This is a genomic window from Sphaerisporangium sp. NPDC051011 (assembly GCF_040653595.1).
Lineage (GTDB): Bacteria > Actinomycetota > Actinomycetes > Streptosporangiales > Streptosporangiaceae > Sphaerisporangium.
Window position 1 is genome coordinate 151,111 of sequence record NZ_JBFAGG010000013.1, and the last position, 14,143, is coordinate 165,253.

The following is a 14,143-nucleotide window of genomic DNA, read 5'->3' on the forward strand; positions in this document are numbered from 1 at the left end:
GTCCGGGGCGCCCCTTAGGCGATGTTCTTCCGTCGTCACTCGGAAGGGCTCGTTCCTCACCCTTCCTCCCTCCTCCTCCAGAACACCGCCGCGCCCCGAACAGTGCTTTTGGCGTGGCCATAGGTTCAGATGTGGCACTGTGCGTACGTCCGGAAGATCTCTCCAGGGAGTGTCATGGGTGGGGCGCGCGTGCCGGGTGCCGGCGAGGGGGTCGTGGAGGGCACCGGGGTCACCGACCGGGTCGCCCGGTGGGTGACCGAGGTCTTCGCGCCGCAGGTGCTGGTGATCGGGCTGCCGCCGGTGGTGGGCCTGGTCTCCGACGGGTGGGCCGGGTTCCGCTGGGGGCTGGTGGCGTCGCTGCTGTGCGGAGGCGTCCCCGCCCTGGTCATCGCCCTCGGGGTGCGCGCCGGGCGGCTGGACTCGCGGCACATCGTCGACCGTTCCCGAAGGACGGTCCCGCTGATGGTGGCGGTCGTCGCGGTGCTGGCCGCGCTCGTCCTGCTGGCCGGTCTCGGCGCGCCGCGGCTGCTGGTGGCCACGGTGGGCGCGATGCTCGCGGGCCTGGCGGTGACCGTGCCGGTGACGCTGCTGTGGAAGATCTCCTTCCACGCCGCCGTGTCCGCGGGGACGGTGCTGGTGCTGTCGCGCGTCCTGCCCGCGACGCCCACGCTGACCGTCGGGCTGCTGGTCGTCGCGGTGGTGTGCTGGGCGCGCGTCCGGCTGGCGCACCACACCTTCGCGCAGGTCGCGGCGGGGGCCGTGACGGGGGCGGTCTCCTCGTGGGCCGTTCTCGCCCTCAGCGGCGTGTGAGGCGCGGCCGCCTCAGGCCGAAGCCCGCTGCCACAGCGGGTCGCGGTACAGCACCACGGACGGGCCGCGCAGCATCTCGTCGGGGGCCGACAGCATCACCAGCTCCCCGGCGGCCTCCATCTCGCGCAGCACGTCCCGGACGCGCGGGCCCACGGGGAGGCGGCCGCGCGGCAGGGCGAGGCTCTCGCGGACGGCGTCGGCGACCTGCGACAGCCGGAACGGGCCGGCGTGGTCGCCGATCACGCCGCGGACCAGCTCCGTGGTGATCACCTCCCGCGCCTCGCCGTGCGCGACCTCCCAGACGAGCTGGACGTCGCGGCGTCCGGTGGCGGCGCACGCGGCGCAGCGCTGGACGAACCCGGGCACGATCTCCTGGTCGGCCGATCCGAGGCAGACCGAGCACTGGCCGGTCTCCATGGCGTGCAGCTCGGCGGCGACCCGGCCGGGCAGCGGTGTCTCGCAGGCGCACCGGTAGGTGCGGAACGCGCCGTCGTGGACGAGCGCGACATCGTCGGCGTCGTCGGGGATGACGTCCCACTGAACGGTGATCGTGTGCGTCGTCTGTGTAGCCATCGCCGGTGACTCTACTCACTCGGCTCCCGGAAAGCCCCCGAAACCAGGCCAGTTCCGACATCTGTGATATTCGCGGGAGGGTCGGGCACAGGGGTGCGCATGATCGGCGCGAGGCCCTCGGGACCGGGCCATCTTTACTCCACGACATGGTTTCATTGGATCCATGGCGAACCCGGCGATTTTGACCGTCGACGACGATCCGGCCGTCTCGCGGTCGGTGGCCAGGGACATCCGGCGACGATACGGTGATCGTTACCGAGTGGTGCGCGCCGATTCCGGCCAGGCCGCCCTCGATGCCCTGCGCGAGCTCAAGCTGCGCGGCGAGCAGGTCGCCGTCATGCTGGCGGACTACCGAATGCCCCAGATGACCGGCATCCAGTTCCTCGAGTCCGCGATGGACATCTTCCCGCGCGCCCGCCGCGTGCTGCTCACGGCGTACGCCGACACCGAGGCGGCCATCGACGCGATCAACATCGTCGACCTGGACCACTACCTGCTGAAGCCGTGGAACCCGCCGGAGGAGAAGCTCTATCCGGTCGTCGACGCGCTGCTGGACGCATGGGCGGCGGCGCCCGACGAGGCGATCAACGACATCCGCGTCGTCGGCCACCGCTGGTCGGCCCCGTCGTACAAGGTCCGCGACTTCCTAGCCCGCAACCTCGTCCCCTACCGCTGGCTGCTGGCCGACGAGGCCGAGGGCGGGCGCCTGCTCGCCGCGGCGGGCCTAGGCGTGGACGATGTGCCGCTGGTGGTCACCCCGGACGGCTCGTCCCTGGTCAAGCCGACCGAGGCCGGCCTGGCAGCGCACGTCGGGCTGACGACCAAGCCCGCAGAGGACTTCTACGACCTGGTGGTCGTGGGCGCGGGCCCGGCGGGGCTCGGCGCGGCGGTGTACGGCGCGTCCGAGGGACTGCGCACCGTCCTGCTGGAACAGCGCGCCACCGGAGGCCAGGCCGGGCAGAGCAGCCGCATCGAGAACTACCTCGGTTTCCCCGACGGCGTGTCGGGCGCGCAGCTCACCGACCGCGCCCGGCGCCAGGCCCTGCGCTTCGGCGCCGAGATCCTCACCACGCGCGAGGTCGTCGGCCTGGAGTCGGGCGGCAGCACGCGACTGCTGCGCTTCGGCGATGGTGGCGCCATCGCCACCCACACCGTCGTGCTGGCCACCGGCGTCTCCTACCGCATGCTGGAGGCCCCCGGCCTCGCCGAGCTGACCGGCCGGGGCGTCTTCTACGGGTCGGCGGCGACCGAGGCCCCCGCCTGCGCCGGCGAGGAGGTCTACATCGTCGGAGGCGCCAACTCCGCCGGCCAGGCCGCCATGCACTTCTCGCGGTACGCCCGGAAGGTCCACATTCTCATCCGCGCCGGGGACCTGCGGCGCTCGATGTCGCAGTACCTGATCGACCAGATCGAGGGCAGGCCGAACATCGAGGTCCACCCGCACACGACGGTGGTCGGGGGCGAGGGCGACGGCCACCTGCAGCGGCTTTCGCTGTGCGACCCGCGCTCCGGGCACGTCAAGGACGTGAACACCTCCTGGCTGTTCATCTTCATCGGGGCCGAGCCGCGCACGGACTGGCTGGACAAATCCATCCAGCGGGACGATCGTGGCTTCGTGCTCACCGGCTCGGACCTGCTCGCCGACGGCCGCCGGCCGCCGGGCTGGTCGCTGCCGCGCGATCCGTACCACCTGGAATGCAGTATGCCGGGCGTGTTCGCCGCCGGCGACGTGCGCGCCACCTCGGTCAAGCGCGTCGCCTCGGCCGTAGGCGAGGGCGCGATGGCCGTATCGCTGATCCACCGTTATCTGGAGACGCAATGACCGAGCCGGGCGAGACCGCCGGGCGCGGAGACGCGGACGGTGATCGCCTCACCGCCGGCGAGCTGCGCACCCTGTTCCTGTTCGAATCCCTGACCGATTCCCAGCTCGCCGTGTTCGTCGAGCACGGCCGCGTGGAACGCCACAGGGGCGGTGAGATGGTCTGCCAGGAGGGCGAGCCCGCCACCTGCTTCTACGTCCTGCTGAGCGGCACCGTGGCCCTCACGCGGCGCGTCCGGGGCGACGAGGTCGAGATCAACCGCACCGACCAGCGCGGCGTGTACGCCGGGGCGATGCAGACCTACCTCGCCGACCAGGTGAAACAGACCTACACCGCCACGCTGCGCGCGATCAGCGACATCGAGCTGTTCGCGCTACCGGCGAGCGTGCTCGCCCGGGCGATGCGCGAATGGTTCCCGATGGCGACGCACATGCTGGAGGGCATGTTCGTCGGCATGCGCGTCAACCAGACCATCGTCGGCGAGCGCGAGCGGCTGCTGGCTCTGGGCTCGCTGTCGGCGGGGCTGACCCACGAGCTGAACAACCCGGCGGCGGCGGCCGTCCGGGCCACGGCCGTGCTGCGCGAGCGGGTCGCGGGCATGCGCCACAAGCTGGCGCTGATCGCCGACGCCAGGGTGGACGGCTCGCGGCTGCACAACCTGGTCGAGCTGCAGGAGGACGCGGTCAAGCGGGCGGCGAACGCGGTGCCGCTGTCGGCGCTCGCCACCGCCGACGCCGAGGACGCGCTGTGCGACTGGCTGGACGACCACGACATCACAGGCGGCTGGGAGCTGGCCTCGACGCTCGTCTCCGGCGGAATCGATGCGACGTGGCTGGACCGCATCAGCGGCGCGGTCGGCGGCGAGAACCTGGAGCCCGCGATCCGCTGGCTGACCTACACGATCGAGACCGAGCTGCTGATGGGCGAGATCGAGGACGCGGTGAGCCGCGTGTCCTCGCTGGTCCAGGCCGCCAAGCAGTACTCCCAGCTCGACCGCACCCCCTACCAGACCGTCGAGGTGCACGAGCTGCTCGACGCCACGCTGACCATGATGCAGGCGAAGATCCCCTCCGGGGTGCGGACCGTCAAGGAGTACGACCGCACCGTGCCGGCGATCCCCGCGTACGCCGCCGAGCTGAACCAGGTGTGGACGAACCTCATCGACAACGCCTTCGCGGCGATGAACGGCCGCGGCGGCGTGCTCACCGTCCGCACCGGGCACGAGGCCGACCGCGTCTTCGTCGAGATCGCCGACACCGGGCCGGGCATCCCCGCCGAGATCCGGCCGCGCATCTTCGAGCCGTTCTTCACCACGAAGCCGGTGGGCGAGGGCACGGGCCTCGGGCTGGACATCTCCTACCGGATCATCGTGAACAAGCACCACGGCGACATCCGGGTGGACTCGGTGCCGGGCGACACCCGCTTCCGGGTGCTGCTCCCGATCGCGGCGGAATGACCTCGCGCGCACCCGATCCAGGTGGCGTCCTGTGGCTTGACGGACGTTCTCGCTGAAAGTAAGGCTTATTAATAAATAAGCCGCTTTCGCCTGCGAGGGACGCCTATGAGCCTCTCCTTACCGTCCGGCACGCCCCGCACGACCCGCCTACGTCCCCTGGCCCGCCGTGCGCTCGCACGGCTCGCCGCGGTCCTGCTCCTGGCCGGCGGCACCGGGCTGGTGACGGTCACCGCGGCCCCTCCGGCCTCGGCCGCGTCGATCGCCGACGTCATCCCGGCCCCTGCGTCGGCCCAGCCGTCCGCCGGCGTCACCTACATCCTCCCGTCGGGTGCGGGCATCTTCACCCAGACGGGCTCGGCCGCGGCCGCGGACGTCGGCGCCTACCTCGCCGCGCTCCTGCGACGCTCGACCGGGTACGCGCTGCCGCTCGCCCAGGCGTCCTCGCCCTCCCCGGGCATCTCGCTGCTGCTGACCGGCGCCGACCCCGCCGTGGGCGCGCAGGGCTACCAGCTCGACGTGAACGCCACGTCGGTGACCATCCGCGCGCAGACGGCCAACGGGCTGTTCAACGGCGTGCAGACGCTGCGCCAGCTCCTGCCGGCCGACGTCGAGAGCACGACGGTGCGCCCCGGCCCCTGGGTCGTGCCGGGCGGGCGCGTCGTCGACCACCCGCGGTTCGCCTACCGGGGCGCCATGCTCGACGTCGCGCGCCACTTCCACCCGGTCGCGACCGTCAAGCAGTACATCGACAGGATCGCCCTCTACAAGGTCAACCATCTGCACCTGCACCTCTCGGACGACCAGGGCTGGCGCATCGCGATCGACACCTGGCCGCGCCTGGCGACCTACGGGGGCGGCACGCAGGTCGGCGGCGGCGCGGGCGGCTACTACACCAAGGCCCAATACCAGGACATCGTGGCCTACGCCGCGCAGCGGTACGTCACCATCGTCCCGGAGATCGACATGCCGGGCCACACCAACGCCGCGCTCGCGTCGTACGCCGAGTTGAACTGCGACGGCGTCGCCCCGCCGCTCTACACCGGGACCGACGTCGGCTTCAGCTCGCTGTGCACGACCAAGGAGAACACCTACACCTTCGTCGCGAACGTGCTCGCCGAGCTGGCCGCGATCACGCCCGGCCCCTACCTGCACATCGGCGGCGACGAGGCGAGCTCAACCCCGGCCGCGCAGTACGCCGCGTTCATGAACCGCGTGCAGCCCCTGGTGACGGGGACGGGCAAGACGGTCATAGGGTGGCACCAGATAGGGACGTCGGCGGTGAACCACTCGCCGGGGCGCGTCGTGCAGTACTGGGGGACGACCACCTCCGACTCGGCGGTGACCACGGCCGTCTCGCGCGGCGCCAAGGTCGTCATGTCCCCGGCCGACAAGGCCTACCTCGACATGAAGTACAACTCCTCCACTCCGCTCGGGCTGGACTGGGCGGGCTACATCGAGGTGCGGACGGCGTACGAGTGGAACCCGGGCGCCTACCTGAGCGGCGTGCCCGAGTCGGCCGTGCTCGGCGTCGAGGCGCCGCTGTGGACCGAGACGATCGTCACCGAGGACCACATCGAGTACATGGCGTTCCCCCGGCTGCCCGCCATCGCCGAGCTGGGCTGGTCGCCGTGGTCCACGCACGACTGGAACGCCTTCCGCGTCCGCCTGGGCGCGCAGGCGCCGCGCTGGACGGCCATGGGTATCGGCTTCTACCGGTCCGCCCAGGTCCCGTGGAGCAACGGTACGGCGGCAAGGTACGAGGCGGAGAACGCCACGATCTCGCGGGGCGTCGTCGAGTCCAACCACGCGGGCTACTCGGGCGCCGGGTTCGTCAACTACGACAACGCCAGTGGAGCGTACGTCCAGTGGACCGTCACCGCGGCGGCTGCGGGCCCGGTGACGCTGCGCGTGCGGTACGCCAACGGCACCACCGTCAACCGGCCGATGACCGTCACGGTCAACGGCGCCACCGTGGCCGCCGGGATGGCCTTCCCGGGGACGGGCGCGTGGACCACCTGGCAGACCGGGACGCTCACCGCGAACCTCTCCGCCGGGACCAACACCATCCGGGCCACCGCGACCACCGCGAACGGCGGGCCGAACGTCGACTACCTGGAGGTGCAGCCCTAGGCGCCGGCCGGGCCCGAGCTCAAGCGCAAGGCCCGGCCGCCGTGACGATGATCTTGAGGTTGATCGACGCGCCGAGCCCTGGTTGCAGGATCACACCAAATCGCCGCGATGCGGGGATTCCGGATGCTCAGGTCCGGTCCGGCCGCCAGAATGGCGCTGCCGAATCGCACCTGGGAGAGATGTTGACGATCGCCGTCCGGCCGCCGCGGACCACGGCCGTGCCCGAACACCCGACGAACGCGCGCCCCGGCCCGTGCGGCGCCGGTCAGCCGAGCCCGTCCCACGCGCGGACCGGGGCCCGCCGGTGACCCTGCTCGCGGGCCGCTACCGGCTCATCTCGGCGATCGGGCAGGGTGGCATGGGGACGGTCTGGCGCGCCGCCGACGAGCTCCTGCGCCAGGAGGTCGCGATCAAGGAAGTGCTGCTGCCGCCGGAGCTCGACGCGGACGCCCGGGCGGAGCTGCGCGAACGCACCCTGAGGGAGGCCCGGGCCGCCGCCCGGCTGCGGTCGCACCCCTCGATCGTCACCGTGCACGACGTGGTCCTGGAGGGCGGCCAGCCCTGGATCGTCATGGAACTGGTCCGGGGCAGGTCGCTCGACAAGATCGTGCGCGCGGACGGGCCGCTGCCGCCTCACCGGGTGGCCGCCATCGGGCTCGCCGTCCTGGACGCGCTGGGCGCCGCCCACGCGGCCGGCATCCTGCACCGGGACGTCAAGCCGGGCAACGTGCTGCTCACCGACGACGGCAGGGTGCTGCTCACCGACTTCGGCATCGCCACGGTCGCCGGTGACCCGGCCCTCACCCAGACCGGGCTGCTGAACGGCTCACCCGGGTACATGGCCCCCGAACGGCTGCGCGGCGAGGCCGACGGGCCGCCCGCCGACCTGTGGTCCCTCGGCGCCACCCTCTACACCGCAGTCGAGGGCGCGCCCGCGTTCCGGCGCGACAACGCCAACGCGATCATGGCGGCCGTGCTCATGCACGAGCCGAACCCGATGCGCCTGGCCGGGCCGCTCGCTCCCGTCCTCGCCGCGATCCTGGACAAGGACCCCGTCCGGCGCTGCCCGGCGAGCTGGGTGGCGTCACGGCTCCACGCCATCGCCGGCGGCGGCCCGATGCCGGCGGTCCCGGGAACGCCGGTCGAGCCAGGCGGCCGCATGGGCTTCGGGGGAGCGCCCGGCGTCGCCGGCGGGCCCGCCTTCGGCGACGCGGCCGGACACGCCGCCGGACCGGGCGGCGTGTCCGGCTACGGCGTCACAGGTCCGGGTGGCGTGGGCGGCTTCGGCGGTGTGACCGGTCCGGGTGGCGTCGGCGTGACCGGCCCCGGCGGGCCGGCGGATCGGACCGGGCCCGTCAGGCGGGCGGCCGTCACGGGACCCACCGGACCCACCGTGCCCGGCAGGCGGTCCTCCCGCGGCCGGGCGCCGATGGTCATCGGCACAGCGCTGGCGGTGACCGTCCCGGTCGTGGCGGGCGTCCTGATGTGGCGCGCCGGCGTCATCCCTCCGTCCGGATCCACCCCCGGCGTCACCTCGTCCGTGGCGGCGACCGGCACGGGCCGCCCCTCGGTGACGCCTGACCGCACCGGCGGGGCAGCGCCGACGGGCCTGCTCGCCGCCAACCCCGAGGCATGCTCGCTGCTCACCGCGGCGCAGGCGCGCATCCTGCTCGGCGGCCCGGCCGAGGAGCGTTTCATGACCAAGGACGCGTGCATGTGGGACCGGAAGGACGGCACCTTCCTGGAGATCCAGAAGACCCGGTTCCAGAACGCGGACATGGCGTACACCGCGTTCGACATGAGCCGGTCCAACATGAAGGACGAGCCCAGGCGGTATCCGGGAACGAAGGTCCGCGAGGGCCCCGCCGTGGGCGACGCGGCCTACGGCTGGACCCGGCGGATGGACCCCACCAGCCCGAACTACCAGACTCAGGTCCTGTTCCAGACGGCCAACGTGATGGTCCTCGTCTACCACTCCGGCCACAAGCCCGGCTTCGCGACGGCCGACCGCATGGCGAGACTGGTCAACGCCGCCCTGCTCGCCGCCCGCTGACCGAGCCCGCACCGGCCCGCGTCACCCGCCGAAGCGCGCGAACGCGGCCGGCCTAGCCGGGGGCGTCCGGTTTCGGGACGGAAACGTGTATGTGGCGCCGTCGCGGGCCGGGTTCGGGGGGATCGCGGTCGCCCAGGGGCGTGAGCGCTCACGGTCCGGTGGCGGCCTCAGGCTCCGAACAGCCTTCTCGGCTGAACGGTCCGGATCGCCGGACTCCGGAGTAACGCGGGCGGGTCGTGGAGCGTGCCACGTCATACGCTTTTGTCGAGGTGTATCCGCCGCGGGCGGGCCGACCCGGCCGACGTTCCCGCGCACGCCCCGCCGCCCGCAGGCCTCGGGCGCCCCGCGGAGCTGTGACCATGAAAAATCCCCAGGTCGGCGACCTGGGGATTCGGTGGTGGGCGATACTGGGATTGAACCAGTGGCCTCTACCGTGTCAAGGTAGCGCTCTCCCACTGAGCTAATCGCCCCGGTAAAACAGAGGTGGAGACGGGATTTGAACCCGTGTACGCGGCTTTGCAGGCCGCTGCCTCGCCTCTCGGCCACTCCACCGGGCAAGCCCCCTCCGTGGAGACCTCTCCGAGCGGACGACGGGATTCGAACCCGCGACCCTCACCTTGGCAAGGTGATGCTCTACCAGCTGAGCCACGTCCGCGTGATCGGCCGGTGAACGCCCGGCCTCACGCAGAGAACTCTAGCGAATCCCGGCCAACTCCCCAAACCGAGATCGCCCCTCGCGTCTCGGCGCCCGTGAAGACCGGGTGACGCGGGGCGGGGAGTCCGGGCCGGGGACGCTTCGATCTGGGGCGAAGTGTGGGTGGGTTAGCGTCGAGACATGGTGGCACAACGGGTGGCGTGCGACGCCGACATCGCCTCGGTGGCCTCGCTGATCGCCGAGCCGGCGCGGGCCGCCGTGCTGACCGCGCTGCTGGACGGGCGCGCGTTGGCGGCGGGGGAGCTGGCGGACCTGGCCGGGGTGAGCCCGTCCACCGTGAGCGCCCACCTGGCGCGGCTGCTGGACGGCGGGCTGGTCACCGTGGTCAGCCAGGGGCGGCACCGCTACTACCGGCTGGCCGGGCCCGAGGTGGCCGAGGTCCTGGAGGTGCTGGCGCGGGTCAGCCCGCGCCCGGCCGTGCGGTCGCTGCGCCAGTCCAGGCAGGCGCGGCTGCTGGGTGAGGCGCGCACCTGCTACGACCACCTCGCCGGCCGTGCGGGCGTCGAACTGCTGGGCGCGATGCTGGCCGCGGGGCACCTGACCGGCGACGACGCCTTCGAGGTGACCGAGGCGGGGGAGGCCGCGCTGGCCGGGCTGGGGGCCGACCTCGCGGCGGCGCGCCGGTCCCGGCGGCGGTTCGCCCCCGCGTGCCTGGACTGGACCGAACGTCGCCCCCACCTGGCGGGCGCGCTCGGCGCCGAGATCACCCGCGCGCTGCTGGAGCGCGACTGGTACCGGCGCGGGCCCACCAGGCGTGTGCTCCAGCTCACCGACCTGGGCAGGAAGGGCCTGGCGGCGATGTTCCCCTGTAAGGGGCTAACATGCAATACGCCAGTTACCTAGCAAGAGAGTGACACCATGCGCGACAACGAGGTCGTGAACTCCGGGGAGCATCGCGAGGGCGGGGCCCGGGCCACCGCCGTCATCGAGATCGGCCCGAGCCCGCTGGGCTTCGCCGATGTCGTCCGGGTGGCCCGGCACGGCGCCGCCGTCCGCCTCACCGACGAGGCGGTGACGGCCATGGCCAAGGCCCGTGCCCACGTGGACGAGCTGGCCGCGAGCCCCACCCCCGCCTACGGCGTGTCCACCGGCTTCGGCGCGCTCGCCACCCGGCACATCGACCCGGACCTGCGCGCCCAGCTGCAGCGCTCGCTGATCCGCTCGCACGCCGCCGGGTCGGGCCCCGAGGTCGAGGCCGAGGTCGTCCGCGCGATGATGCTCCTTCGCCTGCACACGCTGGCCACCGGCCACACCGGCGTGCGTCCCGAGACCGCCGCGCTGCTAGCGGGCCTGCTGAACGCCGCGATCACGCCGGTCGTCCACGAGTACGGGAGCCTCGGCTGCTCGGGCGACCTCGCGCCGCTGTCCCACGTCGCGCTCGCCCTGATGGGGGAGGGCGACGTACGGGACGGCGAGGGCGTGCTCAGGCCCGCGCGGGAGGCGATGGGGCGGGCGGGCCTGGAGCCGGTCGAACTTGCGGCCAAGGAGGGGCTCGCCCTGATCAACGGCACCGACGGCATGCTCGGCATGCTCGTGCTCGCCCTGGACGACCTCGGCAGGCTGTTCCGGGCCGCGGACGTCGGCGCGGCCATGTCCGTGGAGGCACTGCTCGGGACGGACCGCGTCTTCGCCGCCGACCTGCAGGCCCTGCGTCCCCACCCGGGTCAGGCCGACTCGGCGGCCAACCTCCGGGCGCTGCTCGGCGATTCCGGCATCATGGCCTCCCACCGGGACGAGTCGTGCACCCGCGTGCAGGACGCCTACTCGCTGCGCTGCGCGCCGCAGGTCGCCGGGGCCGCCCGCGACACCGCCGCGCACGCCGCCGTGGTCGCGGGCCGTGAGCTGGCCTCGGCCATCGACAACCCCGTCGTGCTCGGCGACGGCCGGGTGGAGTCGAACGGCAACTTCCACGGCGCGCCGGTCGGCTACGTGCTGGACTTCCTGGCGATCGCCCTGGCCGACCTCGCCTCCATGTCCGAGCGCAGGACCGACCGCATGCTGGACGTCGCCCGCAGCCACGGCCTGCCCGCCTTCCTGGCCGGCGACCCGGGCGTCGACTCCGGGCACATGATCGCCCAGTACACCCAGGCGGCGATCGTCTCGGAGCTCAAGCGCCTGGCGGTCCCGGCCAGCGTGGACTCGATCCCGAGTTCGGCGATGCAGGAGGACCACGTCTCCATGGGCTGGTCGGCCGCGCGCAAGCTGCGCCGCTCGATCGACGGGCTCACGCGCGTGCTGGCCATCGAGATCCTCACCGCCGCGCGGGCCATCGACCTGCGCGCGCCGCTCCGGCCCGCCCCCGCGACGGGCGCGGTGGTCGCCGTGCTGCGCCGGGAGGTCCCTGGCCCCGGACCGGACCGGTTCCTGGCCCCCGAGATCGAGGCCGCGGTCCGCATGGTCGGCGACGGCGCGCTGGTCGCCGCCGCCGAGTCCGTCACGGGCCCGCTCGCCTGACCGAGGCCGCCCCCCGGGGGTGATCGCCGCGACGGCGGTCAACCTCCGGGGGATCGCCGCGACGACCTCTCGATCACCAGGCCGGGGCGGAACAGGCGCGGCACCTCCACCGTGGTGCTGGACGGGGGCGGGCGAGTGGCCGGACCGCGAGACAATGGATATGTGTACTTCGCCCATGTCGGAGGCCGGCTCGCGACCGGGCTCCGGGATGTGACCACCGATCTCGCAGCGCTGGACGCCACCGGCTGGTGGGCCGTCGTGGTGACCTACGAGGGGAAGGTCACCTGCGCCCGCTTCGACGAGGTGCGCCCGGCCCCGCTGCCCCGCCCGGCCGGCCCCTGGCCCGCCACCCTGCGGTGGACCGGCTCGCTCGACCGGCGGGCCTATGAGGACGGCGTCCGGCGGATCCGCGACTACATCGAGCAGGGCGAGGTCTACCAGGCCAACCTGTGCCGCGTCGTGACCGCCGAGCTGCCCCTGGACTCCGACCCGCTCGTGCTGGCCGCCCGGCTCGCGCGCGGCAACCCCGCGCCGTACGCCGCGACCGTCGTGGTGCCTGGGACGACCGTCGTGTCGGCCTCGCCCGAGCTGTACCTCTCGCGGTCGGGGGACGTCGTCGAGTCCCGGCCGATCAAGGGGACGGGTGTGACCGCCGGCGACCTGCTGGAGAAGGATCACGCCGAGAACGTCATGATCGTCGACCTGGTGCGCAACGACCTCGGCCAAGTGGCCGAGGTGGGGTCGGTCACGGTGCCGTCCCTGTGCGCGGTCGAGGAGCATCCCGGCCTGGTCCACCTGGTCTCCACCGTCCGCGCCCGGCTGGCGCCGGGGCAGGGGTGGGCCGAGCTGTTCGCCGCGACGTTCCCGCCCGGTTCGGTGACCGGCGCGCCGAAGTCCTCGGCCGTGCGTATCATCAATGAACTCGAACCAGAGCCCCGGGGGCCGTACTGTGGGGCAGTGGGCTGGGTCGACGCCGACCGGCGCGAGGCCGCGCTGGCCGTCGGCATCCGCACCTTCTGGATCGAGCGTGACCTCATCCGTTTCGGCACCGGAGCCGGCATCACCTGGGGCTCCGATCCGGAGCGCGAGTGGCGCGAGACCGAGCTGAAGGCGTCCCGGCTCATCGCGCTCGCCTCCGGGCAGGCCTGAGGGCCGTCCCCGGCCCGCGCGGATCCGCACGCACGGTATCCCTCGCCGCACGCGCCCGCCGTCCCGCGGCGGGCGACCGCGGAGGAGGCCACCTTGAACCGGGTAGACCTGGCAATACCCGGCAATATTTCGTAAGAACGGAGAACTGGGATGAACGTACCGGTCTGGGTCAACGGCGAACTGCTGGATCCCGCACAGGCCAGCGTTTCCGTCTTCGACCACGGCCTGATGGTCGGCGACGGCGTCTTCGAGACGATCAAGTGCGTGAACGGCGCGTCGTTCGCGCTCACCCGGCACCTGGACCGCCTCGCGCTCTCGGCCGAGCGCCTCGGCCTGCCCGCCCCCGACCTCTCGGCCATCGCCGAGGGCGTGCGCTCCTGCCTCGCCGCGGCGCCCCCGTGGCCGCTCGGGCGCATCCGCATCACCTACACCAGCGGAAACGGCCCCCTCGGCTCCGACCGCGGCAACCAGGGCACGACCGCGATCGTGATCGTCGCGGCACAGCCCCCGTTCCCGGAGACCGCGAGCGTCACCGTCGTCCCCTGGCCCCGCAACGAGCGCGGCGCCCTCGCCGGCGTGAAGAGCACGTCCTACGGCGACAACGCCAAGGCGCTCGCCTACGCCAAGGTGCACGGCGGCGAGGAGGCGATCTTCGCCAACCTCGCGGGCGACCTGTGCGAGGGCACGGGCAGCAACATCTTCATCGTCCGGGACGGCCACCTCCTCACCCCCACGCTCGCCTCGGGCTGCCTGGCGGGCGTGACGCGCGCGCTGGTGCTCGAATGGCACGGCGGCGAGGAGGCCGACGTCCCCGTCTCCGCGCTGTACGAGGCCGAGGAGGCCTTCCTGACCTCCACGACCCGCGACATCCAGCCGATCCGCCTGGTGGACGACACGGTCCTGCCGGTCGCGCCCGGCCCGGTCACCGCCAAGGCGATGCGCGTCTTCGCCGAGCGCTCCGCGGCCGACGTCGATCCCTGATC

Annotated in this window: 10 protein-coding genes and 3 tRNA genes; 9 read left to right on the forward strand and 4 right to left on the reverse strand. The window is 72.9% G+C overall.

Translation table 11 applies throughout. From position 1 onward, the window contains the following. Positions 1–174: 174 nt before the first annotated feature. Complete coding sequence (locus tag AB0H21_RS28375) at positions 175–810, forward strand: hypothetical protein (RefSeq protein WP_358522369.1); 636 nt, start codon at positions 175–177, stop codon at positions 808–810. Between the two features lie 12 nt (positions 811–822). Here AB0H21_RS28375 and AB0H21_RS28380 read toward each other — a convergent pair whose 3' ends face one another. Beyond that, the gene (locus AB0H21_RS28380; RefSeq protein WP_358522372.1) at positions 823–1,383 is read right to left on the reverse strand and encodes a hypothetical protein; all 561 of its coding nucleotides are present in this window, start codon (positions 1,381–1,383) and stop codon (positions 823–825) included. 163 nt (positions 1,384–1,546) lie between these two features. On the opposite strand from AB0H21_RS28380, the gene AB0H21_RS28385 reads away from it, so the two are divergent. From AB0H21_RS28385 to AB0H21_RS28400, 4 genes are all read left to right on the forward strand, one after another. After that, entirely contained in the window at positions 1,547–3,205 is a 1,659-nt protein-coding gene (locus AB0H21_RS28385; RefSeq protein ID WP_358522373.1) for an FAD-dependent oxidoreductase, read from the forward strand. Continuing rightward, positions 3,202–4,659 (forward strand): ATP-binding protein, encoded by a 1,458-nt coding sequence (locus AB0H21_RS28390; RefSeq protein ID WP_358522375.1) that lies wholly within the window; start codon positions 3,202–3,204, stop codon positions 4,657–4,659. Before AB0H21_RS28385 ends, AB0H21_RS28390 begins: the two co-directional genes overlap by 4 nt. A gap of 105 nt (positions 4,660–4,764) precedes the next feature. Beyond that, positions 4,765–6,789 carry a family 20 glycosylhydrolase gene (locus AB0H21_RS28395; protein WP_358522377.1) on the forward strand — a complete coding sequence of 675 codons (2,025 nt, stop codon included), beginning with the start codon at positions 4,765–4,767 and terminating at the stop codon, positions 6,787–6,789. A gap of 304 nt (positions 6,790–7,093) precedes the next feature. Continuing rightward, complete coding sequence (locus AB0H21_RS28400; RefSeq protein WP_358522379.1) at positions 7,094–8,842, forward strand: serine/threonine-protein kinase; 1,749 nt, start codon at positions 7,094–7,096, stop codon at positions 8,840–8,842. A 395-nt stretch (positions 8,843–9,237) separates the two neighbouring features. Here AB0H21_RS28400 and AB0H21_RS28405 read toward each other — a convergent pair. The 3 genes from AB0H21_RS28405 to AB0H21_RS28415 all read right to left on the reverse strand — a co-directional run bounded on the left by AB0H21_RS28405 (position 9,238) and on the right by AB0H21_RS28415 (position 9,497). Further along, positions 9,238–9,312: transfer RNA gene (locus AB0H21_RS28405), tRNA-Val, on the reverse strand. An 11-nt stretch (positions 9,313–9,323) separates the two neighbouring features. After that, positions 9,324–9,394, reverse strand: a tRNA-Cys gene (locus AB0H21_RS28410). A 30-nt stretch (positions 9,395–9,424) separates the two neighbouring features. After that, positions 9,425–9,497, reverse strand: a tRNA-Gly gene (locus tag AB0H21_RS28415). Between the two features lie 180 nt (positions 9,498–9,677). Here AB0H21_RS28415 and AB0H21_RS28420 point away from each other — a divergent pair. From AB0H21_RS28420 to AB0H21_RS28435, 4 genes are all read left to right on the forward strand, one after another. Then, positions 9,678–10,400 (forward strand): helix-turn-helix transcriptional regulator, encoded by a 723-nt coding sequence (locus tag AB0H21_RS28420; RefSeq protein ID WP_358522382.1) that lies wholly within the window; start codon positions 9,678–9,680, stop codon positions 10,398–10,400. A 15-nt stretch (positions 10,401–10,415) separates the two neighbouring features. Beyond that, entirely contained in the window at positions 10,416–12,011 is a 1,596-nt protein-coding gene (gene hutH, locus AB0H21_RS28425; RefSeq protein ID WP_358522384.1) for a histidine ammonia-lyase, read from the forward strand. Positions 12,012–12,173: 162 nt separating this feature from the next. Continuing rightward, on the forward strand, positions 12,174–13,160 hold the full coding sequence (locus AB0H21_RS28430) for a chorismate-binding protein (RefSeq protein ID WP_358522387.1): 987 nt from the start codon (positions 12,174–12,176) through the stop codon (positions 13,158–13,160). A 150-nt stretch (positions 13,161–13,310) separates the two neighbouring features. Next, a complete protein-coding gene (locus tag AB0H21_RS28435; protein ID WP_358522390.1) occupies positions 13,311–14,141 on the forward strand; it encodes an aminotransferase class IV in 831 nt (276 codons plus the stop codon). Positions 14,142–14,143: the final 2 nt, after the last annotated feature.

Excerpts from the sequence above, each read along its gene's own strand:
- AB0H21_RS28375 (WP_358522369.1), top strand. The coding sequence starts at position 175 with ATGGGTGGGGCGCGCGTGCCGGGTGCCGGCGAGGGGGTCGTGGAGGGC.
- AB0H21_RS28380 (WP_358522372.1), bottom strand. The coding sequence starts at position 1,383 with ATGGCTACACAGACGACGCACACGATCACCGTTCAGTGGGACGTCATC.
- AB0H21_RS28385 (WP_358522373.1), top strand. The coding sequence starts at position 1,547 with ATGGCGAACCCGGCGATTTTGACCGTCGACGACGATCCGGCCGTCTCG.
- AB0H21_RS28390 (WP_358522375.1), top strand. The coding sequence starts at position 3,202 with ATGACCGAGCCGGGCGAGACCGCCGGGCGCGGAGACGCGGACGGTGAT.
- AB0H21_RS28395 (WP_358522377.1), top strand. The coding sequence starts at position 4,765 with ATGAGCCTCTCCTTACCGTCCGGCACGCCCCGCACGACCCGCCTACGT.
- AB0H21_RS28420 (WP_358522382.1), top strand. The coding sequence starts at position 9,678 with ATGGTGGCACAACGGGTGGCGTGCGACGCCGACATCGCCTCGGTGGCC.
- hutH (WP_358522384.1), top strand. The coding sequence starts at position 10,416 with ATGCGCGACAACGAGGTCGTGAACTCCGGGGAGCATCGCGAGGGCGGG.
- AB0H21_RS28435 (WP_358522390.1), top strand. The coding sequence starts at position 13,311 with ATGAACGTACCGGTCTGGGTCAACGGCGAACTGCTGGATCCCGCACAG.